Raw genomic sequence first — 21,143 nt, 5'->3', positions numbered from 1 at the left:
AACGATTCTCCTAATGGAAAGTGGAGGTGAGCTGAGTGTCAGCTCACCATACTAAGCAGCTCAATTATGATGATTGAGTGTTACCACCTGATAATTTGCCACACAGCCCTTTAGGTACGACTACGAATGCATCGGATTGGTTGTCTTCTTTGGCTGTACCCGCACATGAACTTGTTTTGGTTGCACAATCATTTTGGCCAGCTTTTGCCACACCGTAGCATTTTTCTTTTGCTGCTGCTTCCGCAGGTGCTGATGTAAGAACTGCACCGCCGAACGCTAGTACACTTGTGATTGCAGCTGTAACAGCAAGATTAGAATTTTTCATAGTCATTCCCTCTAGGACTTAATAGTATTTTTATATCGCAGGTTAATGAATTGTTAACTTGCTTACTAAAAAGGATAGGAACAACCAGGAAATAATTTCACGGCATTATAAGAAATATCAATATTAATGATGAGTTATCTTTTAAGTAACTGATTTTATGATGTTAATTTTTGATTATTTTTTCTTCTTATTATCCTAAACGCAGCCTAGTGTTTAGGTTATAATCGACTTTTATGTATAAATACCCAGTAGTGAGCATATCCAATGATAGATCCTTCGCTTTTACTCGATGGCCTAAACGACAAACAACGTGAGGCGGTCGCAGCACCTTTAGAAAACCTACTTATTCTGGCAGGTGCTGGCAGTGGTAAAACGCGAGTGTTGGTGCATCGTATCGCTTGGTTACAAAGCGTAGAGCAAGCATCACCGTTCTCTATCATGTCGGTTACCTTCACCAACAAAGCGGCAGCAGAGATGCGTGGTCGTATTGAAGAGTTGATGATGGGCGGCTCGTCAGGCATGTGGAACGGCACCTTCCACGGTATCTGTCACCGCATCCTTCGTGCTCACTACCTAGATGCAAAACTGCCAGAAGACTTCCAGATCATTGATTCAGATGATCAGATTCGCTTACTACGTCGCTTAATTAAGGCGCAAAACCTTGATGAAAAGCAGTGGCCAGCCAAGCAAGCTTCTTGGTGGATCAATGGCAAGAAAGACGAAGGGTTACGCCCAAGTCACATTGACGCCTACCATGATCCAATAACTCAAACGTGGTTAAAGATTTACTCTGCTTACCAAGAGGCATGTGATCGTGCTGGCTTGGTCGACTTTGCTGAAATCTTGTTGCGATCGCATGAACTATTGCGCGATAAGAAACACATCCGCGAGCACTACCAAGCTCGCTTTAAGCACATTCTTGTCGACGAATTCCAAGATACCAACAACATCCAATACGCTTGGCTTCGCATGATGGCAGGCCCGGATTGTCGCGTGATGATCGTGGGTGATGATGACCAATCTATCTATGGCTGGCGTGGCGCTAAAATTGAAAATATTCAGAAGTTCTTGGATGAATTCCCAGGCGCTTCAACGGTTCGACTCGAACAAAACTATCGTTCAACCAAAACCATTCTTCAGGCGTCGAATGAGCTTATCTCGAACAATACTGAGCGTATGGGTAAAGAGCTGTGGACTGATGGCAACGATGGCGAGCCAATCTCTGTTTACTCTGCTTATAACGAGTTAGATGAAGCGCGCTTCACGGTCAGCAAAATCAAAGAGTGGCAAGAGAAAGGTGGTGCGTTAGAAGATACCGCAATGCTATATCGTAACAACGCCCAATCTCGTGTGCTTGAAGAAGCGTTGATTCAAGGTGGTTTACCTTACCGAATCTACGGTGGCATGCGATTCTTCGAGCGTCAGGAAATCAGAGATGCTTTGAGCTACCTGCGCTTAATGAGTAACCGCAGCAATGATGCGGCATTCGAACGTGTCGTTAATACGCCGACTCGTGGCTTGGGTGATAAAACGTTAGAAACGATTCGTCTTGCAGCGCGTGATCGTGGTGCAACCATGTGGGAAGCCAGTGTTGCTCTGATAGAAGAGCACGTGTTACCAGGTCGTGCTGCGGGTGCTTTGAGCCGCTTTATTGAACTTATCAATGCACTTGAAGATGACACCATAGAACTGAGACTTCATGAGCAAACCGACCACGTAATCAAATCGTCGGGCTTGTTTGCGATGTACGAGCAAGAGAAAGGTGAGAAGTCGAAGGCTCGTATTGAGAACTTGGAAGAATTGGTAACGGCAACGCGTCAGTTTGAAAAACCAGAAGAAGCGGATGAAATGAGCATGCTAACAGCGTTCTTAACTCATGCGGCTTTGGAAGCGGGTGAAGGTCAGGCTGATGAGTTTGATGATGCGGTTCAGCTCATGACTCTGCACAGTGCCAAAGGCCTAGAGTTCCCAATGGTATTCATGGTTGGTGTTGAAGAGGGCATGTTCCCAAGCCAGATGTCGGCCGAAGAAGCGGGGCGTTTAGAAGAAGAACGTCGCCTGTGTTACGTCGGCATGACCCGTGCGATGGAGAAGCTCTACATCACTTACGCTGAAATGCGTCGTTTGTACGGTCAAGACAAGTATCACAAGCCATCTCGTTTTATTCGTGAGCTACCAGAGACATGTCTGGATGAAGTGCGTATGAAGGCGCAAGTGAGTCGCCCTGCAAGCAGTGGTCGCTTTAGCCAAACCGCCGTGAAAGAGAACTTCAATGAAACAGGCTTTAGTTTGGGCTCTCGCGTTAAACACCCTAAGTTTGGTGAAGGTACCATCATCAACTTCGAAGGAAGCGGCCCACAGAGCCGAGTTCAAGTTGCGTTCAATGGTGAAGGCATCAAGTGGTTAGTAACGGCTTATGCTCGTTTAGAACAGTTGTAATCTGCTACTTCAGCATTGAAAAGTAATCCGTATAAAAACAGAAAGAGCAGCCAATGGCTGCTCTTTTTATTGCTCGGAACCAGTCTAAATAGGCTGAATCGAGCTTAAGGCATTCCTGCCTAGAAAGGATACTTACAGTGCTGCAAGTGCCGCTTCGTAGTTTGGTTCTTCAGTGATCTCAGCAACCAACTCGCTGTGTGTTACCACACCTTTTTCATCAACAACGACAACCGCACGTGTTGTTAGGCCTGATAGTGGGCCTTCAGCGATCGCTACGCCGTAATCTGATGCAAACGCAGGAGAACGGAAAGTTGAAGCGTGTTGAACGCCTTCAATACCTTCAAGTTCGCAGAAGCGACCCGCAGCAAATGGAAGGTCAGCAGAAATACAAACAACAACCGTGTTCTCAAGTTCTGCTGCTTTTGCGTTGAACGTACGTACGCTCGTTGCACAAGTTGCTGTGTCGATGCTTGGGAAGATGTTTAGAACCACTTTCTTGCCTTCAAGAGAAGCAAGAGTCAGTTCAGAAAGGTCGCCTGCAGTCAGTGCAAAGCTTGGTGCTTGTTCGCCAGTTTGTGGGAATGTGCCTGTTAGTGGTACAGCAGCGCCTTTGAAGGTAACGTGTGACATGAATTTGTCCTTAGTTTAATTATGGTTATGAAACTAGTTGAGCCTAGTAAGACTTACGTTACTCGGAAGTGGTTAAGAAGTGAATGCTTTAAATGTCAGAATTGTAATTAAAGGTCTTTGATTTATTTGTTTGAGAGAGGAATAAGTGAAACGACAGATAAAGAAAAACCCCGAGAGCTTGCGCTCATCGGGGTCTATAGTCTTACTCGCAGCAATCCGGCTACTAAGTGTGCTCCATGCATCAAATCCATGATAGTGTGCTGTTATCCTTCAGCGTATTCCTTTCATCGCCTTCCTAGCGGTGTCCTTGATCTTATCCTGATCTGCCAACAATCCTCGTTAGCGCGCGTCACTTGTTCCTTGAGCGGTGTCCTTTACATCATCCTGATGTTCAGTCCTTTCCTCGTCCAGAGGTGTCCATTGTCTTTCCTTAGTAGCAACCATCCTAGTTACTATTGCGTCCATTCAATGTCCATTTCGCTATCCATGCCGATTATTCATCCTGAGTAATCGAATCTTCATCCTGAAGATAACCAAGTCCTTGGCGTTTCCTGTTCCGTGTCAGCATCCTTCCGACACCATTCATATTACCGATTCCTTATTTATCAGCAATGGTGCATAAGCGAATTTCTATATAATTATTTGAATGATAAATATACGTATCGTTTTATTTCAATCGGTTACGGTATCTAGGTGACTAATTTCGCCATCAAATATCGATATTTACTCACTACCTTGTGAGAGATCTCGCACAAGGCCGCGAGTAAAAAGGGAGGATTATTCCCTACTGACCAATGGCTGCACCTTCACGACGAGGGTCTGCAGCGCCTTCTAAACCATCTTTTGTGATGCGAATCGCGTGTAAACCAGAGTTAAGATCGCGAACGTTGACCTCAAATCCCATCTTTTCTAGCTCAGGTTTGAAGTTTTCCGCTGATGTTCCTTTTTCCAAATCTAAGGTACCGAAGCGGTTTAGGAAGTGTGGTTGATTGATGGCTTGCTGAATATCCATGTCCCATTGGGTATGAGCAATGATCGCTTGTGCCACATAACCTATGATACGGCTGCCGCCCGGAGAGCCAATTGCCATGTAAGGTTTATCGTCTTGCATGATGATGGTCGGTGCCATTGAAGAGCGCGGACGCTTACCCGGTTCAAGTCGGTTGGCGATAGGCTTACCATCGTTATGGGTCTTGAATGAGAAATCCGTCAGTTCGTTGTTGAGTAGGAAGCCTCTTACCATCAAGCGTGAGCCAAAGGCATTCTCAATGGTGGTGGTCATCGACACGACATTGCCATCGCTATCTACAATATTGAAGTGGCTGGTGGACGGTAATTCAATAGAAACATCTTGGCTTCTCTGCATCGCGTGATCCCACGGCGGTGTGCCTGAAGATGCGCTTGCCAATGCCTTACCTGCGGTAATTAACTGAGCACGTTCCTGCAAATAGTCAGTATTCACTAACCCTTGGGTAGGCATTGGCACATAATCTTGATCCGCCATGTACATACCACGGTCTGTAAAGGCTAGGCGAGAAGCATCTGCTAACACTTGCCAAGATTTCGCGTCGTTTGGTCCCCATGATTTGAGGTCAAACTGCTCGGTCATCGCTAAGATCTGCCCAACTGTTAATGCACCTGAACTTGGTGGACCCATTCCGCACACTTGGTAGCTTTCATAAGCAGAACAAACCGGCTTGCGCTGCTTAATCGAATAAGCGTCGAAGTCTTTCTGTGCTAATACGCCTGGGTTACCTTTCGCTGTTTGCACGGTATTGATGATGTCGGCAGAGATCTCACCTTGGTAAAAGGCCTTAGCACCGTTCTTAGAAATAGCGTTTAACGTTGCCGCGTACTCTGGGTTCTTAAGTTGCGTGCCAGCTGTTTTCGGGCTGCCATCGGCATTGAAGAAGTAGGCTTTGGTAGTGGCAAAGCGGCTTAGTCGCTGTTGGTCATTTTCAATCAAGGTGGCTAAACGTGGACTAATAGTAAAACCTTCTTCAGCCAGCTGAGCGATAGGTTTAATCAGTGATGCCCATTCGAGCTTGCCGTATTTCTGGTGAGTGTCCCACAGTAATTGCACTGTGCCCGGCGTGCCAACAGAACGACCGCCAACCACGGCATCATAGAATTTAAGCGGTTGGCCGCTTTCGTCTTGGAATAGACGTGGTGTGGCATCAAGTGGTGCAGTTTCACGGCCATCGTAGGTTTTGAGTTGCTTGTCCTTGCCATCAAAATAAACAAGGAACGCGCCGCCACCAATACCTGAAGACTGAGGTTCCACTAAGCCAAGCATAAGCTGCACAGCAACCATGGCGTCAATCGCGTTACCACCACGAGCAAGTACATCAGCACCGGCTTGTGTGGCAAGAGGGTTGGCCGCGGTGACCATCCAATCGTTGGCTTTAACGAGCTGTTTGGTTTCTAAACCACTACTTTGTTCGGGTGCGACGGAATCGGCAGCTTGATTTGCCCAACTGACGTGAGAGGCAAAAAGTAGGGTAGAAGTGGCGAGGGTTGTTAGTTTTGTTTTCCACTGCATGATCTTCTCCTTTTAATATTCAGAGCTAGATTGGCAGTGGAAAGATGAGATAGCCAGAGTGTTGTTAACGAATTGTAATCTTGATTCGAATTTAAGCGATTAAACCGGACAGCGACTGCCAAAGAATACTCACGCCAATAAGGCTGAATACCACGCCACATAAGCCATCGATGTATACCGTTGCTTCGCTGAGTTTCTTTTGCAATGCTTTAGTCGAAAGCATCCAAGCCAGTAGTGAGAACCAAAACAGAGACAGACCAAATAGGATGATAAGCGCAAAGCCTTTACCTGACAGAGACATGTCGGCAGGCACTAGGCTCGACATCAAGCTGATAAAGAACACCAAAGCCTTTGGGTTGAGAATATTGGTCGCAAACCCTTTCGAAAATGCCTGACGCTTATTGGTCAGAATCAGATCGTTGGAATTGACGGTATCGTCGTCATCGTCGTGGTTCTGAATGATTTGCCAGGTTGCTTTAAGTGCTCCGTAACCTAAGTACAGTAAGTAGCTACCGCCGGCTAGTTGGATAATGGCAAATAATGTGGGTTGCTGGTGGACTAGGTAACTGATTCCCGTCAGGCTCAGTAATGAGTGCAGCAAGATCCCGCAAGATAAACCAAGCGCAATGTACAAGCCTGTCTGGCGTCCGTGACGCGTCGCATTTTGCACGACTAACGCAAAATCAGGGCCGGGGCTCATCAAAGCGATGAAGTGGATAGAGGCTAGGGTGATCAGTATGGTGACTTCGTTCATCGTCAGTTCTCAATAACGTTGCCGCTATTTTTAAATAAGTAATCGTATTGAGCGTAGCTTACCGTGATTTGAAATCGAGCAATTGTAAATTATCAACACTTAGTTGATTTGTGAGGGTGGTACACCGAACGTGGTTTTGAAAGCCTTAGAGAAGTGTGCTTGGTCATAGAAGCCTACTTGGTGCGCGACCTTGGTACCACATATCCCAGACTTAATCAGACGCATGCTCTGTTCCATACGTAAACGGCTCAGCCATGCATAAGGCGTAATGCCCATTCTGTTCTTAAAGTGGCGTTGGAATTGAGTCGTGGTTAAACCACACAACTCAGACAGTTGTTCTAATCGCACTGGTTGATCCAAATTCGCCATCAAATAGTCTTTTAGTGTATCAATCGATTGATTACCCAGTTTGATGTCGCTTTTCGATCCAAATTTCGCATAACGATCGACAATCGTCGAGAATCCTTCGAAAGGTAAGCAGTCTTGAGCGAGTTGGCTGATGTTTTGATTGATTAACAGGCCATGTAAGTTGCGTAATTGTGAAAATGCAGCTTGATCGGAGAGGATCAACTCAGAAAAGCTTAATGTGTGACCATTTTCCTTGGGATCGGCAAGATCTTGAAACCATTGGGGAGAAACCGCAAACACACTGACTTGATAACCCGAATCGAGCTTGGAGTGCCCATCATGCAACTCATCGGGTGGCATGATAACAACTTGGCCAGCACCAACATTATGGCTCGTCCCTTTATAGACGAATTTCTGCTGTCCTTGGGTAATTAAGCCAATGTGAAAGTCCAAATGATAGTGGCGCTGAAAGGCAAACTCTTGGTACTGAGCTTGGATCAGGCTGATATCTTCTGTTGGGGTAGAGTAGTAGTGGACTTTATCCATGGTACAAAAAAGCTTGGTCAAATAGTCATCAATTCAACCAAGCTTATCTTCGTATTAAGGGATTGTCTTGTAAAAAACGATCAGTGTTACTGCTTAGCGCGTTTGTTCTTCTTGTTGTTACGTAGGCCATCAAAGCTGAAAATCACCAGAGCGCCCCAAATAAAGGCGAAGGTAATCGCTTTATCTGAAGTAAAGGCTTCACCGTAAATAAGGACCGCCAGTAAGAACATTAAGCTTGGGCCGATGTACTGGAAGAAACCGAGTGTCGATAGCTTCAAGCGGGTTGCAGCGCCAGTAAAACAAAGCAGTGGAACCGTGGTGATCACTCCTGCTGCAACCAATAATAGATTGAGCTGCATTGGGTTCATCGAGAAATCTGACGTTGCACTGTCTGCGATAAACAATAAGTACGTTGCAGCGATAGGCAGCATCACCAGTGTCTCAATGAATAAGCCAGTTTGAGCTTCCAAGCTCACCTTTTTACGTAACAAGCCATAGAAACCAAAGCTGAAGGCTAGGGCAATGGCAACGATCGGCACAGAGCCAAACGCGATCAATTGAATTATCACGCCAATCGCAGCAAGACTAACGGCAAACCATTGAAGTTTGCGTAAGCGTTCGCCAAGGAAGAACATCCCGAGCAACACGTTAATCAGCGGATTGATGTAATAACCTAAGCTGGCATCGAGCATGTGATTGGAATTCACCGCCCAAATAAAAATAAGCCAGTTGGCGCCCACTAAAGTCGAAGTAGCGACTAAATAAAGCATTTTGGGCTTGGAGGTGAGGGTGTCTCGAACCTTACGCCAGCCACGACTCATGTGCAGTAGAAAAGCGAGTAGGAAAAAAGACCATACTACACGGTGGCTAAGAATCTCAAATGGGGATACTTCACTTAAAGATTTGAAATATATGGGAGCGATTCCCCACATGGTGTAAGCGGCAACGGCAAGCAAAATTCCCTGTCGCGTACGTTGTTGGTCGTCTTGTGTCATGTAACTTTCTCTAGCACTGAGTGCTTATTAATAAGATTTATAAAGAGAGTTGGTCAGTATAGGAGCGTTAACCCTTTTCACCTAACAATTTGCGGTTTAATTCGCCAGCGTTCCCCTCTACAATGTGCGCCTTGCTTGCCAATGCTGCACGCTGACTTTATACCTTGATTAGGAACCACAATGACCGCCACTCTGATTGCTGAGCAAACATCAACTCCCGCGAATGATGCGCAAGATATCTTACAAGATATCTTTGGTTATCAAAGCTTTCGTGATGGTCAGCAAGAGGTCATAGACCTAGCCGTTGAAGGCAAAGACAGCTTGGTGATTATGCCAACCGGTGGTGGTAAATCTCTGTGTTACCAGATCCCGGCTTTAGTGCGTGATGGGCTGACTCTGGTTATCTCACCGCTCATTTCATTGATGAAAGACCAAGTTGACCAGTTGAAAGCTAATGGTGTGGCGGCTGAGTGTATAAACTCATCGATGCCACGCGATCAACTGTTGAGCGTGTTCAACCGCATGAACTCAGGCCAATTGAAGATGGTTTATGCTTCACCAGAGCGTGTGTTGATGCGTGATTTCATCGAGCGCTTACAAGGTTTGCCGCTTTCGATGATTGCGGTGGATGAGGCACACTGTATCTCTCAGTGGGGACACGATTTCCGTCCTGAATATGCTTTGCTAGGCCAGCTCAAACAGTATTTCCCACATGTGCCTTATATGGCGCTGACAGCTACCGCCGATGATGCAACTCGCAAAGATATTATCTCGCGTTTGCAGCTGGTGGAGCCGCACACACACTTAGGCAGCTTCGATCGCCCTAATATTCGCTACAACCTAGTTGAGAAGCACAAGCCCGTGTCTCAGGTGGTTCGCTACCTAGAAACGCAGAAAGGCAATTGCGGCATCATCTATTGTGGTAGCCGTAAGAAAGTGGAAATGGTGACTGAGAAGCTGTGCAATAACGGTATTCGCGCAGCGGGCTACCATGCTGGCATGGACACCGACGAACGTGCTTACGTTCAAGAAGCTTTCCAGCGTGATGATATTCAGATCGTTGTCGCGACTGTGGCCTTCGGTATGGGTATCAACAAACCCAATGTACGCTTTGTGGTGCACTTTGATATCCCACGCAACATCGAATCTTACTATCAAGAGACAGGCCGTGCAGGTCGGGATGGCTTGCCTGCTGAAGCAATGATGCTGTTTGACCCGGCTGATATGGGTTGGCTGCGTCGCATGCTGGATGAGAAAGAAGAAGGCCCACAGAAACAAGTTGAGATGCACAAGCTGAACGCGATGAGTGCCTTTGCCGAAGCGCAAACGTGTCGTCGTCAGGTTCTGTTGAACTACTTCGGCGAATATCGCGAGAAGCAATGTGGCAACTGCGATATCTGCTTAGACCCACCAAAACACTTTGATGCGACCCAAGAGGCACAGAAGGCGTTGTCTTGTGTGTACCGCGTTAATCAGTCATTTGGTATGGGCTATGTGGTGGAAGTGATGCGCGGTATGCAGAATACCCGTGTCCGCGATAATGGTCACGACAAGCTTTCTACCTACGGTATTGGCCGCGACCATAGCCATGATTACTGGATCAGTATCTTCCGTCAGCTGATTCACAAAGGTTTGTTGTTCCAAAACATCACTCGTAACTCGACATTACAGTTAACAGAAGAAGCCCGCCCGTTACTGCGTGGTGAGATGTCTTTGGAGTTGGCTGTTCCTCGTTTAGATACCGCAGTTCGTAATGCTAAGTCTGATAAACTCAGTAGCAAGAACTACGATAAGAAGCTGTTTGCGAAACTGCGAAAGCTGCGTAAGTCGATTGCAGATGAAGATGGCTTACCACCTTATGTGGTATTCAGTGACGCGACGCTGATTGATATGGCTGAAATCCTACCCACATCTTATGGCGAGATGCTGGCAGTCAATGGCGTTGGTCAACGCAAACTGGATAAGTACGCTGATCCATTCTTAGATTTGATTCAAGAACACATCACCACACACGGCTAATTGCTACTTTTCAGAGGTGTTTAGCTTATCAAAATGATTAGCTCACAGAAAAAATAAGGTTGATAGGGACATGACAACACCAACAGAATTTGGCTTAAGAGAGTATTTGGCTGAGGAAGGACGTTTATTGATTACGTCTCCAAGTTTTGATTTTGATTCTTACGAAGTGTTAGGTGAAAAGCTGGTGGCATTGCTGTCTGCTTCTGTGGTTGAAAAACAATGGGACGCTGACATGCACTCTTGGTTGATTGATTTTGAAGATTGTCGAATGTTTTTAAAGTCTGAGCATTACAGCGAATCAATCTGGTTTGAGTCGTTAAACGCTGAAGAAAGCCGAGAAGAGTTTGATTATCTCGCGACGCTTTTCAAGCGCGGCTTCTAACTTTTGGCATGGTTTCTAACGTTTAGCATAGCTTCTAAAAACATCGCTTTAAAAAACAGAGCTTCTAACGCCATTCATCAATAAAAGTGAGGATAAACGTTTGCGTTTGTTCTCACCGTTGCAGCCAATATTGATTAATGTATAATCGCCCGCCGCTCAATAGAGCAAATTATAGAAACATTTTTAATTCACATTATTGGTAAGAGCGTTCTTGGATTATTCGAAGAAATGACTCGATTTGGGTTCCCTCACCCCCAAACCAAACTAAAAAGGTACAGCATGAGTAACTTTACCCCTGCGCAACAGCGCAAAGCCCTAGCACTATTAGTTTTGTTCCATTTGATCATTATTGCATCAAGCAATTATTTGGTTCAGCTACCTTTTACCGTCTTCGGTATGCACACCACTTGGGGTGCTTTCACTTTCCCGTTTATCTTTCTAGCGACTGATCTGACCGTACGTATTTTTGGCGCGCAGCTTGCTCGTAAAATCATTTTCTTAGTGATGTTACCAGCACTGGCCGTTTCTTATTTATTGTCGGTGGTGTTCTTTGAAGGTTCATTCCAAGGATTTAGCCAACTAGGCGAGTTCAACTTGTTTGTTGCACGCATCGCAGCGGCAAGCTTCATGGCTTATCTGCTCGGTCAAATCTTGGATGTGCATGTGTTCAACCGCTTACGCCAAATGAAGCAATGGTGGGTTGCGCCAACGTGTTCAACGTTATTCGGTAATGCCATTGATACGATCGCGTTCTTTGCGATTGCTTTCTACCAAAGCCCAGATCCATTCATGGCTGAGCACTGGACTGAAATTGCGTTGGTCGACTACGGATTCAAGCTTATCATCAGCTTAGGTCTGTTTGTTCCAATGTACGGTGTGCTTCTAAATTACGTAGTTAAGAAGCTAACCGCTGTGAACCCTGACTTTAAAGCGACAGGTGTTAACGCTTAAGTTTAGATTTGTAACGCAAAGCATTAATGCAGCGATAAGAAAAAGCCCAAGTTAGTAGACTAACTTGGGCTTTTTTAATTTCTAGCGTCAGATACTAATATCAGAGGCATTCAATATTCAATGGCCAGCCAATATCGGTTTGTCTATTTGACTCGATCTCTAGCTCAGCTGCGGTCAGCGGGTTGTCTGCTAGCCATTGCTTAGAAAGCGTCAAGGTCAGATTGTTGTCATCCGTCGTCAGCTTGAACTCAGGCTCAAGCGCTGGATTACGACGGTGAGTCAACAAAATAGCTAAACGCAGAATTCGTAAAATACGCTTGCTGCTGGTACCTGAGATTGCATGTTGCTCAGGCAATGAAGTTAACTGTTCGCGGTAGCGACGTGTTAACTCACCCAAGCAGTGCTTTTGCGCTCGAGTAAAGCCTGGTAGGTCTAAGTTCTGCAGTAGGTAAGCACTGTGCTCGCCGCCTTTTTTGAAATCGATTGTTAAACCAATCTCATGAAGCTTCGCCGCTGTTTGTAATAGCACACCTGCTTGAGGTTCAGAAACCCACGTTTCGGCGCCCGCTTGCTCTAATAGAGTCTGTGCGACTACAGCAACTTGTTCACTGTAGCTTACGTCCATTTGGTAGCGTGATTGCACGCTCTTAATGGTACGAGCGCGAATATCTTCTTGGCGAAACTCATCAACCATCTCGTAGGCGAGACCTTCACGGAGTGCGCCGCCAGCGAGTGTCATTGAATCAATTTCAAGCAGCTCAAAAATCGCGATAAGAATAGAAAGACCACTTGGGAACACTAGTGCGCGCTCAAGGGTTAAGCCTTCAATCTCAAGCTCTTCTAAGCGCTCTGTAATCATCGCTTGTTTTTGTAGACGCTTGAGTTTGGCATGAGTAATAACTTCATCCATGCCTTGCGGCAACATGATTTCTTGCAGCGCTTGAACGGTACCACTGGCGCCAACACACACATCCCACCCGATATCAGTGTAGCTATCTAGGATAGGAGCTAACGTAGACTTAGCCGCTTCAATGGCATTGTTGAAGTTGGTTGCGGTTAATTGGCGATCTTTAAAGTGGCGTTCAAGCCAAGTAACACAACCCATCTTTAGGCTGGTTAAGGCTTTGGCTGAGAAACCTTCACCGATGATCATCTCGGTACTTGCACCACCAATATCAACCACTAGTCGGCGGCCGCTGCCACCAGAAGTGTGTGCTACGCCTTTATAGATAGTCGCAGCTTCTTCTTCACCAGAGATAACATTGATGTCGTAACCAAGGATCTGGTTCGCTTTCGCGAGAAATATATCCACATTGATAGCGGTACGTAGGGTCGCTGTACCAACAATGCGGATATTTTCTTTCGGAATATCTTGCAGTCGCTCTGCAAAGAGACTCAAACAGTCCCAACCGCGCTGCATGGCTTCAGTACTAAGCGCATTATTTTCATCTAAGCCTGCAGCTAAACGAACTTTGCGCTTAATTTTAGCCATGGTTTGTACGCTGCCATCGATATGACGCACAACGAGCATATGAAAACTGTTCGACCCGAGGTCGATTGCAGCATAAAGCGGTGGTGACACTGTTTGACTCATAAGCGACTAAGCTTCCTTGTTATGACGCGGTTGGCGTGGGCGACGGTTCTGGTTTGGTTTACGGTTACCGTTGCGTGGGCCATTGTTGTTTGAGCGACGTTGTTGCGGGTTACGTGTACGTAAGCGCATCGGTGCTGGCAGATCTTCCAGTAGTGCAGAAGCATCGTAGTCAGACATTGGGATAGCGTGCTCAATGTATTCTTCGATTGGTGGCAAGTTGATTGCGTAATCTTCACAAGCAAAGCTGATCGAGTGACCGCTTTCACCAGCACGACCTGTACGGCCGATACGGTGAACGTAATCTTCACAATCGTCAGGTAGGTCAAAGTTGAATACGTGTGTTACTTGAGGGATGTGTAGGCCACGTGCTGCAACATCCGTTGCGACAAGCAGGTCAACATCACCTTTAGTGAATTGCTCAAGAATCTTTTCACGTTTCTTCTGAGGAACATCGCCGGTTAGTAGGCCAACACGGTGACCATCGGCAGCCAAGTGGCCCCAAACTGATTCACACTTGTGCTTAGTGTTAGCGAAGATGATTGCGCGATCTGGCCACTCTTCTTCGATTAATGTTTGTAGAAGAGCCATCTTATGTTCGTTAGAAGGGTAGAACAGCTCTTCTTGAATACGGTGACCAGTCTTACGCTCAGGTTCAACAACGACATGCTCTGGGTTGTGCATGTGTTCGAATGCAAGTTCTTGTACGCGGTAAGACAGTGTCGCAGAGAACAGCATGTTCAGACGATCTTTTGGCTCAGGCATACGACGGAACAAGAAGCGGATGTCTTTGATGAAACCAAGATCGAACATGCGATCAGCTTCGTCAAGAACAACTGCTTGAATGTGGTTAAGGTTAAATACCTTTTGCTTGTAGAAATCGATGATGCGGCCAGTCGTACCAATTAAGATATCAGCGCCTTCTTCGATCTTACCTAGTTGCTTATCGTAGCTTTCGCCACCGTAAGCTAATGCTGCCTTGATACCTGTGCTTGCAACCAGAGAGTCAGCATCATTGTAGATCTGAATCGCGAGTTCACGCGTTGGTGCCATAATAATCGCACGTGGCTGGTTAGGCTTACGGCCTTCATGCTCAGGTGTTTTTAGCAGGTGATTAAAAGTAGCAGTAAGAAACGCAAGCGTTTTACCAGTACCCGTTTGGGCCTGGCCTGCAATGTCTTGGCCGGTGAGCAGTACCGGGAGCGCCAAGGCTTGGATAGGGGTACAATAGTCGAACCCTTTTTTCTCCAATCCTTCAATGACTTGCGGAAGTAAATCCAAGTCGGCGAACTTTTGCTCTGTGATATGCGTCTTTTTCATTGCTATAGAATATCAGCTTAAGCTTGCAATACGAAAGTAAATACATTCCAATAGGGCATCTATTTACTGGTTATCATCCAACCAGTTCTAAAAAATACATTGGAGTGGAAGATGAGTGATAAGATTTTGCAGCTAACTGATGACGGTTTTGATAACGATGTAATCAACGCTGCAGGCCCTGTTCTTGTTGATTTTTGGGCAGAATGGTGTGGTCCATGTAAAATGATTGCGCCGATTCTTGATGAAATCGCAAACGAGTACGAAGGTCAGCTCACAATCGGTAAATTAAATATCGACCAAAATGCTGGTACTCCACCAAAATTCGGTATTCGCGGTATTCCAACGCTACTTCTTTTCAAAGACGGTGGCGTAGCAGCAACTAAAGTTGGTGCATTGTCTAAAACTCAACTTAAAGAGTTCCTAGACGCTAACCTATAATCAGGTGAGTATTTGAAAAGAAACCGCGCAGTTAACAAATGCGCGGTTTTGTTTTTTCTAAGCTATGGACTAGTCTTAGTTTTAGTGCTAATTTATCGCACGTTAATTGAACAAATTCTCTTCTTGGTCGAGCCTGTGACCAAATCCTTCTTAACTTAAGAAAACAGACCCTATTTTGACTAAACAAACTTCCACCACTATGAATCTTACTGAACTGAAGAACAGACCTGTGTCTGAACTTGTTAAACTTAGCGAAAGCCTAGGTCTTGAAAATCAAGCTCGCTTAAGAAAACAAGACATTATCTTCTCCATCCTTAAAGCACACGCAAAAAGTGGTGAGGACATCTTTGGTGATGGTGTTCTAGAAATTCTTCAAGACGGTTTTGGCTTCCTACGTAGCGCAGACAGCTCATACCTTGCTGGTCCTGATGATATTTATGTATCACCGAGCCAGATTCGTCGTTTTAACCTTCGTACAGGTGACTCTATTGGCGGTAAAATCCGTCCACCTAAAGATGGCGAACGTTACTTTGCTCTGCTTAAAGTAAATACGGTTAACTACGATAAACCAGATAACGCTCGTAACAAGATTCTTTTCGAAAACCTTACTCCTCTTCACGCCAACGAACGTATGGTGATGGAAGCGGGTAATGGTGCAACTGAAGATATCACAGCTCGTATTCTCGACCTTGCTTCTCCAATCGGTAAAGGTCAGCGTGGTCTGATTGTTGCTCCGCCAAAAGCGGGTAAGACAATGCTTCTGCAAAATATTGCTCAAAGCATTGCCCGTAACCATCCTGAGTGTGAACTAATGGTTCTACTTATCGATGAGCGTCCAGAAGAAGTAACAGAAATGCAGCGCCTAGTTAAAGGCGAAGTAATCGCATCGACGTTTGATGAACCAGCATCTCGCCACGTACAAGTAGCAGAAATGGTAATCGAGAAGGCGAAGCGTCTTGTTGAACACAAGAAAGACGTGGTTATCCTACTGGATTCAATTACTCGTCTAGCTCGTGCTTACAACACTGTGATTCCTTCATCAGGTAAAGTTCTTACTGGTGGTGTTGATGCGAATGCTCTACATCGTCCAAAGCGTTTCTTCGGTGCGGCACGTAACGTAGAAGAAGGCGGTAGCTTAACTATCATCGCAACAGCACTGGTTGATACTGGTTCTAAGATGGATGAAGTTATCTACGAAGAATTCAAAGGTACAGGTAACATGGAACTGCACCTTAACCGTAAGATTGCTGAAAAACGCGTATTCCCAGCGATTGATTTCAACCGATCAGGTACTCGTCGTGAAGAGCTTCTTACCAAGAACGATGAACTACAGAAGATGTGGATTCTGCGTAAGATTGTTCACCCAATGGGCGAAATCGATGCGATGGAATTCCTTATCGACAAGCTAGCAATGACTAAAACGAACGATGAGTTCTTTGACGCAATGCGTCGTCAGTAGTATTGATATAGCTTATAGTTATTAAAAAGCGCTGCCTTCGGGTGGCGCTTTTTATTTGCATTTTGTAGCGACAGCTTGCAGAATGGGCAAAAGTGTTACGAGGAAGTTAAAATGCAACATGGACTGTTGTCATCATTACTCCTGTCTACTTCACTGTTACTTTCACCGGTTGGTATGAGTTATGCCACCGAGATGTCTCCACTTACAGTAGAGTCTTGGCTTGAGAATGATCAAGTAAAACTGAAAACTGCTGAATTACTCGAGCTTGTCGTGCGTGACGAAGTCAATTCGCTACGCTTTTCGCTTGAGCGTCTGACATTTCCCCAGCAAGAGGTGGCTCGTTACCGGCTCTTGAAGAAGATCGAACAGCAAGAGATCGTTCTCACCCCTAAGATGTCTATTTTCATAGAACAGCAACTCGCTATCACGCCGACCTACCAAGTATTAGAGCGTGGGGATGGCTACGAGTTTACGGTACCTGCTTTTAATTACCCTTCGATTGCTAATCGACTGATTAAGCAATGGCACCAAGACCAGAAGACACTGGTGTTTGTACTGGATGCAGAAAAGCAGACACTTAACCTTAATGAGTGGTTGTCAGGGCCTGAGTATCAAGTTCAAACACGAGAAGCGCTACTAATTCGAGAGCTAGACAGTTTGTCTCCTGAAGCGGTCGACTATCTGACTAGGCAACTCACCGCATCTTCTATTGTTAGCTGGTTACCCTCTACCGAGGTGGTAGTTCGATTAGCGCAAGTGAGCGAAGACCCTGAGGTCTATAAGATTCTATGGCGAATGAAGGCCGATTATCATAGCCAAGCAGAGTTAGAGCGACTTGCTAAAACTAAACAAACGTTCGCGTTGGAACAGGTAATGGCAGCGACTAAGAATCCTCGTTTGAAAGATGAAGCGATTACTTTGCTTACCAAGGTGAACCCGCTATCAGAAGAGGTGAAGCAGTTCCTTGTCTCTAGGATGGCGATTGCCGATGAAGCGCCATTAGTCGCCCGTGAATTAGCCAAACAAGGTCACACGCGCTGGTTGCAAGATCTTGTGAATGATAACCCTCAGGTGAAGAGCTCTTTGATCGAGCAAGCATTACCGTAAAGTGGATTTTGCCTCTCAATAACCACACTAAAAAGGGGGATCTCAGCGTCACCCTTTTTGATATACTGAGCGCAGAATAATCAGCATGTAGAAGTCCTATGAGTTTTAAAGATTTACGTGATTTTGTCGACCATCTTGAAAGCATTGGTCAGTTGAAACGCATTTCTCACCCCGTCGATCCAGACTATGAAATGACCGAGATTAGCGACCGTACTCTACGTGCTGGTGGCCCGGCTCTTTTATTTGAAAATCCCGTAGGCTATGACATGCCTGTTTTGACCAATCTATTCGGTACACCTGATCGCGTAGCCATTGGTATGGGGCGTCAAGAGGTCAAAGAGTTACGTGAAGTGGGCAAGTTGCTTGCTTACTTAAAAGAACCTGAGCCACCAAAAGGCTTTAAAGACGCTATCGATAAGCTGCCTGTGTTTAAGCAAGTCTTAAATATGCCAGCTAAGCGTCTTCGTAAGGCTGCCTGTCAACAAATCGTATGGCAGGGTGATGACGTCGACCTAGATAAAATCCCCGTGATGAGCTGTTGGGCAGACGATGTTGCGCCATTGCTAACATGGGGCTTAACGGTTACTCGTGGCCCGAACAAGAAACGCCAAAACTTAGGCATCTATCGTCAACAGAAGATCGGTAAGAATAAAATCATCATGCGTTGGTTGGCCCACCGCGGTGGAGCGCTTGATCTACGTGATTGGATGGAAACCAACCCAGGCAAGCCATTCCCTGTATCGGTAGCGTTTGGTGCCGATCCTGCCACCATTCTTGGTGCCGTTACGCCAGTTCCTGATACCTTATCGGAATACGCGTTTGCTGGCTTACTACGTGGTAGCAAAACTGAGGTCGTTAAATCAATCAGCAACGACTTAGAAGTGCCAGCGAGTGCTGAAATCGTAATGGAAGGTTACATCGACCCGAATGAGTTCGCAGACGAAGGGCCATACGGAGACCATACTGGTTACTACAACGAGAAAGAAAAGCATCATGTGTTTACTATTACTCATGTAACCATGCGCGAGAATCCGATCTATCACAGTACCTATACTGGCCGTCCACCTGATGAGCCCGCAGTATTAGGTGTTGCGTTAAATGAAGTGTTTGTTCCTATTCTTCAAAAGCAATTCCCAGAGATAGAATACTTCTACTTGCCACCTGAAGGTTGTTCTTACCGAATGGCAGTAGTGACCATGAAGAAGCAATACCCAGGTCACGCTAAGCGAGTGATGATGGGTGTATGGTCTTTCCTACGCCAATTCATGTACACCAAATTTGTTTTGGTATGCGATGAGGATGTTAACGCACGTGATTGGTCTCAAGTGACCGCTGCTATGTGTGAACATATGGATCCGTCTCGTGATAGCCTGATGATAGAGAACACACCTATCGATTCACTAGACTTCGCATCGCCAGTGGTAGGTTTAGGCTCAAAAATGGGTTTAGACATTACTAAGAAGTGGGATGCGGAGCTGGCACTATCACCTGATGCTAAATCTTTACCTATAGATAGTCAGCATATTGAAGGTTGCCTAGCTGAGATAACCGAAGCCTTCCCTGAAATTATTGATATTCACTTACAGAATGACAATGCGTGCATGGTCGTTGTGTCTATCGATAAGCAAGCTGCAGGTAACGGTAAAAAAATCATTGAAGCGGTTTGGTCTCAGTTCGATGAGAACAAGTTTGTCATCGTATGTGATAGTGACGTTAACGTCAGTGACTGGAATGACATTATCTGGGCGGTGACTACAAGAATGGATCCGGCAAGAGATACGTTCTTCCTGAAAAACCAAACTGGACACTCAAAAATGGGTCTAGATGCGACAAACAAGTTTGAAGGTGAATGCCTGCGTGAGTGGGGTGTTCCAATCACTAAGAACCCAGACGTCGTTAAAAAGATTGATAGCATTTGGGAACAACTAGGAATCTCATGAGCTTCCAAGTAACCTTATACCCAGAAAATATCAGTTTTACCGTAGAAAAAGGGCAAACGGTTTTGGATGCTGCGCTCAACAGCAATATCAATTTTCCAAACCGCTGCCAAGTTGGTGCATGCGCTATGTGTATGTGCAAAAAATTAGAAGGCCAAGTGAGTTACCACCTTGAACCCATGCTCACAGAGAAAGAGCAGTTACAAGGTTGGATTTTTGCTTGCCAAGCATTTGCAGAAAGTAATTTAGTTCTAACCTTTGCCGATTAAGGGTTAGTGAGAGGAAGAACATGACTATTAAATGTAAAGTGAAATCTATCGAGCCTTTGGCTTGTAACACTTACCAAATCCTACTTCACCCAGAAACACCGGTCGCTTTTAAAGCGGGCCAATACTTGATGGTTGAAATGGGTGAAAAAGACAAGCGTCCATTTTCGATTGCAAGCAGCCCTTGTCGTCATGAAGGCGAGCTTGAGTTACACATTGGTGCAGCTGAGCACAATGCTTACGCTTCAGAAGTTGTTGAGGCAATGAAGAAAGCGCAAGCTGAAGATGGCGACATAGCTATTGATGCTCCGCACGGTGATGCGTGGGTTAAAGAAGAAAGCGATCGTCCTCTGTTACTAATTGCTGGTGGTACTGGCTTTAGCTACGTGCGCTCTATTCTCGATCACTGCATCGCGCAGAACAGTAAAAAAGAGATTCATCTATACTGGGGCGCAAAAGATGAGTGCCAACTGTATGCGAAAGAAGAGCTTGTCGACATTGCAGCAAAACACAGCAATGTACATTTTGTACCAGTAGTAGAAGAAGCACCTGAAGTTTGGCACGGTCAAACGGGTAATGTACTTGAAGCAATCACGCAAAGTTTCGAATCATTAGCTGATTTTGATATCTACATTGCGGGCCGTTTCGAAATGGCAGGTGCTGCAAGAGACTTGTTTACTCAGAATAAAGAAGCAAAGCGTGACCATATGTACGCAGATGCTTACGCGTTTATCTAAGAATTCTTTTAGATTTAGAGCAAAAAGAGAGCAGAAATGCTCTCTTTTTTCCGTTTAGGTGAACTATTAGGCACTTAAGCTCTATTTATTCATTTTTCATGAAAAAGTAGTTGCTAAGCTGAGAGGGTTCCCTATAATGCGACACCACTGAGACGGCAGACTCCACAAGGCTTCAGCAAGAATCAGTCAGACGGAAAGCGACAAAAATTAATTTTCAAAAAGTGTTTGACACTGAATGTTAATTCGCTAGAATGGCCGTCCACTTCGAGAGGCTCCTTACTTAAAAGGAACGCTCAGCAAGTGAAGCTCTTTAACAATTTAAACCTATCAATCTGTGTGGGCACTCGTTGATGAATA

Annotated in this window: 18 protein-coding genes; 10 read left to right on the top strand and 8 right to left on the bottom strand. The window is 45.5% G+C overall.

All coding sequences use genetic code 11. The features are described 5' to 3' along the window. Window positions 1-64: 64 nt before the first annotated feature. The gene (locus tag ACED60_RS22230) at window positions 65-325 is read right to left on the bottom strand and encodes a DUF2282 domain-containing protein (RefSeq protein WP_004736650.1); all 261 of its coding nucleotides are present in this window, start codon (window positions 323-325) and stop codon (window positions 65-67) included. A gap of 264 nt (window positions 326-589) precedes the next feature. On the opposite strand from ACED60_RS22230, the gene uvrD reads away from it, so the two are divergent. Next, complete coding sequence (uvrD, locus tag ACED60_RS22225) at window positions 590-2,764, top strand: DNA helicase II (RefSeq protein ID WP_371728503.1); 2,175 nt, start codon at window positions 590-592, stop codon at window positions 2,762-2,764. A gap of 132 nt (window positions 2,765-2,896) precedes the next feature. On the opposite strand, the gene tpx is transcribed toward uvrD, so the two are convergent. From tpx to rarD, 5 genes are all read right to left on the bottom strand, one after another. After that, window positions 2,897-3,394, bottom strand: a complete 498-nt coding sequence (gene tpx / locus ACED60_RS22220; RefSeq protein ID WP_050635162.1) for a thiol peroxidase — start codon at window positions 3,392-3,394, stop codon at window positions 2,897-2,899. Between the two features lie 784 nt (window positions 3,395-4,178). Next, window positions 4,179-5,936 carry a gamma-glutamyltransferase gene (gene ggt, locus ACED60_RS22215; protein ID WP_371728502.1) on the bottom strand — a complete coding sequence of 586 codons (1,758 nt, stop codon included), beginning with the start codon at window positions 5,934-5,936 and terminating at the stop codon, window positions 4,179-4,181. Between the two features lie 91 nt (window positions 5,937-6,027). Next, window positions 6,028-6,690 carry a LysE family translocator gene (locus ACED60_RS22210; RefSeq protein WP_017085657.1) on the bottom strand — a complete coding sequence of 221 codons (663 nt, stop codon included), beginning with the start codon at window positions 6,688-6,690 and terminating at the stop codon, window positions 6,028-6,030. Between the two features lie 99 nt (window positions 6,691-6,789). After that, the gene (locus ACED60_RS22205; RefSeq protein WP_371728501.1) at window positions 6,790-7,584 is read right to left on the bottom strand and encodes an AraC family transcriptional regulator; all 795 of its coding nucleotides are present in this window, start codon (window positions 7,582-7,584) and stop codon (window positions 6,790-6,792) included. Between the two features lie 86 nt (window positions 7,585-7,670). Beyond that, entirely contained in the window at window positions 7,671-8,579 is a 909-nt protein-coding gene (rarD, locus tag ACED60_RS22200; RefSeq protein ID WP_371728500.1) for an EamA family transporter RarD, read from the bottom strand. A gap of 180 nt (window positions 8,580-8,759) precedes the next feature. Here rarD and recQ point away from each other — a divergent pair, with 180 nt between their 5' ends. From recQ to ACED60_RS22185, 3 genes are all read left to right on the top strand, one after another. Then, on the top strand, window positions 8,760-10,598 hold the full coding sequence (gene recQ, locus ACED60_RS22195) for an ATP-dependent DNA helicase RecQ (RefSeq protein WP_371728499.1): 1,839 nt from the start codon (window positions 8,760-8,762) through the stop codon (window positions 10,596-10,598). A gap of 70 nt (window positions 10,599-10,668) precedes the next feature. Further along, entirely contained in the window at window positions 10,669-10,980 is a 312-nt protein-coding gene (locus ACED60_RS22190; protein WP_009848192.1) for a DUF3630 family protein, read from the top strand. Window positions 10,981-11,259: 279 nt separating this feature from the next. Beyond that, the gene (locus tag ACED60_RS22185) at window positions 11,260-11,931 is read left to right on the top strand and encodes a 7-cyano-7-deazaguanine/7-aminomethyl-7-deazaguanine transporter (RefSeq protein ID WP_009848193.1); all 672 of its coding nucleotides are present in this window, start codon (window positions 11,260-11,262) and stop codon (window positions 11,929-11,931) included. A 100-nt stretch (window positions 11,932-12,031) separates the two neighbouring features. On the opposite strand, the gene gppA is transcribed toward ACED60_RS22185, so the two are convergent. Further along, on the bottom strand, window positions 12,032-13,525 hold the full coding sequence (gene gppA, locus ACED60_RS22180; protein WP_371728498.1) for a guanosine-5'-triphosphate,3'-diphosphate diphosphatase: 1,494 nt from the start codon (window positions 13,523-13,525) through the stop codon (window positions 12,032-12,034). 6 nt (window positions 13,526-13,531) lie between these two features. Next, window positions 13,532-14,842 carry an ATP-dependent RNA helicase RhlB gene (rhlB, locus tag ACED60_RS22175; protein WP_009848195.1) on the bottom strand — a complete coding sequence of 437 codons (1,311 nt, stop codon included), beginning with the start codon at window positions 14,840-14,842 and terminating at the stop codon, window positions 13,532-13,534. A 111-nt stretch (window positions 14,843-14,953) separates the two neighbouring features. Between rhlB and trxA the strand changes: the two genes are divergently transcribed. The 6 genes from trxA (at window position 14,954) to fre (ending at window position 20,786) form a co-directional block, all read left to right on the top strand. Further along, window positions 14,954-15,280: a thioredoxin TrxA gene (gene trxA / locus ACED60_RS22170; protein WP_009848196.1), complete on the top strand. Its 327-nt coding sequence runs from the start codon at window positions 14,954-14,956 to the stop codon at window positions 15,278-15,280. A gap of 199 nt (window positions 15,281-15,479) precedes the next feature. Then, window positions 15,480-16,739 carry a transcription termination factor Rho gene (gene rho, locus ACED60_RS22165; protein ID WP_009848197.1) on the top strand — a complete coding sequence of 420 codons (1,260 nt, stop codon included), beginning with the start codon at window positions 15,480-15,482 and terminating at the stop codon, window positions 16,737-16,739. A gap of 111 nt (window positions 16,740-16,850) precedes the next feature. Then, window positions 16,851-17,846, top strand: coding sequence for a hypothetical protein (locus ACED60_RS22160; RefSeq protein ID WP_371703092.1), 996 nt, complete (start codon window positions 16,851-16,853; stop codon window positions 17,844-17,846). 98 nt (window positions 17,847-17,944) lie between these two features. Further along, window positions 17,945-19,786 carry a 4-hydroxy-3-polyprenylbenzoate decarboxylase gene (gene ubiD, locus ACED60_RS22155; protein ID WP_371728497.1) on the top strand — a complete coding sequence of 614 codons (1,842 nt, stop codon included), beginning with the start codon at window positions 17,945-17,947 and terminating at the stop codon, window positions 19,784-19,786. Continuing rightward, on the top strand, window positions 19,783-20,052 hold the full coding sequence (locus ACED60_RS22150; RefSeq protein ID WP_029222977.1) for a 2Fe-2S iron-sulfur cluster-binding protein: 270 nt from the start codon (window positions 19,783-19,785) through the stop codon (window positions 20,050-20,052). The genes ubiD and ACED60_RS22150 overlap by 4 nt, the downstream gene beginning before the upstream one ends. Before the next feature lie 20 nt (window positions 20,053-20,072). Further along, the gene (fre, locus tag ACED60_RS22145) at window positions 20,073-20,786 is read left to right on the top strand and encodes an NAD(P)H-flavin reductase (RefSeq protein ID WP_009848201.1); all 714 of its coding nucleotides are present in this window, start codon (window positions 20,073-20,075) and stop codon (window positions 20,784-20,786) included. Window positions 20,787-21,143: the final 357 nt, after the last annotated feature.

Source organism: Vibrio sp. 1F279, assembly GCF_041439815.1.
Taxonomy (GTDB): domain Bacteria; phylum Pseudomonadota; class Gammaproteobacteria; order Enterobacterales; family Vibrionaceae; genus Vibrio; species Vibrio tasmaniensis_A.
This window is presented reverse-complemented; position numbering and strand designations above follow the sequence as displayed.

Excerpts from the sequence above, each read along its gene's own strand:
- ACED60_RS22230 (WP_004736650.1), bottom strand. The coding sequence starts at position 325 with ATGAAAAATTCTAATCTTGCTGTTACAGCTGCAATCACAAGTGTACTA.
- uvrD (WP_371728503.1), top strand. The coding sequence starts at position 590 with ATGATAGATCCTTCGCTTTTACTCGATGGCCTAAACGACAAACAACGT.
- tpx (WP_050635162.1), bottom strand. The coding sequence starts at position 3,394 with ATGTCACACGTTACCTTCAAAGGCGCTGCTGTACCACTAACAGGCACA.
- ggt (WP_371728502.1), bottom strand. The coding sequence starts at position 5,936 with ATGCAGTGGAAAACAAAACTAACAACCCTCGCCACTTCTACCCTACTT.
- ACED60_RS22210 (WP_017085657.1), bottom strand. The coding sequence starts at position 6,690 with ATGAACGAAGTCACCATACTGATCACCCTAGCCTCTATCCACTTCATC.
- ACED60_RS22205 (WP_371728501.1), bottom strand. The coding sequence starts at position 7,584 with ATGGATAAAGTCCACTACTACTCTACCCCAACAGAAGATATCAGCCTG.
- rarD (WP_371728500.1), bottom strand. The coding sequence starts at position 8,579 with ATGACACAAGACGACCAACAACGTACGCGACAGGGAATTTTGCTTGCC.
- recQ (WP_371728499.1), top strand. The coding sequence starts at position 8,760 with ATGACCGCCACTCTGATTGCTGAGCAAACATCAACTCCCGCGAATGAT.
- ACED60_RS22190 (WP_009848192.1), top strand. The coding sequence starts at position 10,669 with ATGACAACACCAACAGAATTTGGCTTAAGAGAGTATTTGGCTGAGGAA.
- ACED60_RS22185 (WP_009848193.1), top strand. The coding sequence starts at position 11,260 with ATGAGTAACTTTACCCCTGCGCAACAGCGCAAAGCCCTAGCACTATTA.
- gppA (WP_371728498.1), bottom strand. The coding sequence starts at position 13,525 with ATGAGTCAAACAGTGTCACCACCGCTTTATGCTGCAATCGACCTCGGG.
- rhlB (WP_009848195.1), bottom strand. The coding sequence starts at position 14,842 with ATGAAAAAGACGCATATCACAGAGCAAAAGTTCGCCGACTTGGATTTA.
- trxA (WP_009848196.1), top strand. The coding sequence starts at position 14,954 with ATGAGTGATAAGATTTTGCAGCTAACTGATGACGGTTTTGATAACGAT.
- rho (WP_009848197.1), top strand. The coding sequence starts at position 15,480 with ATGAATCTTACTGAACTGAAGAACAGACCTGTGTCTGAACTTGTTAAA.
- ACED60_RS22160 (WP_371703092.1), top strand. The coding sequence starts at position 16,851 with ATGCAACATGGACTGTTGTCATCATTACTCCTGTCTACTTCACTGTTA.
- ubiD (WP_371728497.1), top strand. The coding sequence starts at position 17,945 with ATGAGTTTTAAAGATTTACGTGATTTTGTCGACCATCTTGAAAGCATT.
- ACED60_RS22150 (WP_029222977.1), top strand. The coding sequence starts at position 19,783 with ATGAGCTTCCAAGTAACCTTATACCCAGAAAATATCAGTTTTACCGTA.
- fre (WP_009848201.1), top strand. The coding sequence starts at position 20,073 with ATGACTATTAAATGTAAAGTGAAATCTATCGAGCCTTTGGCTTGTAAC.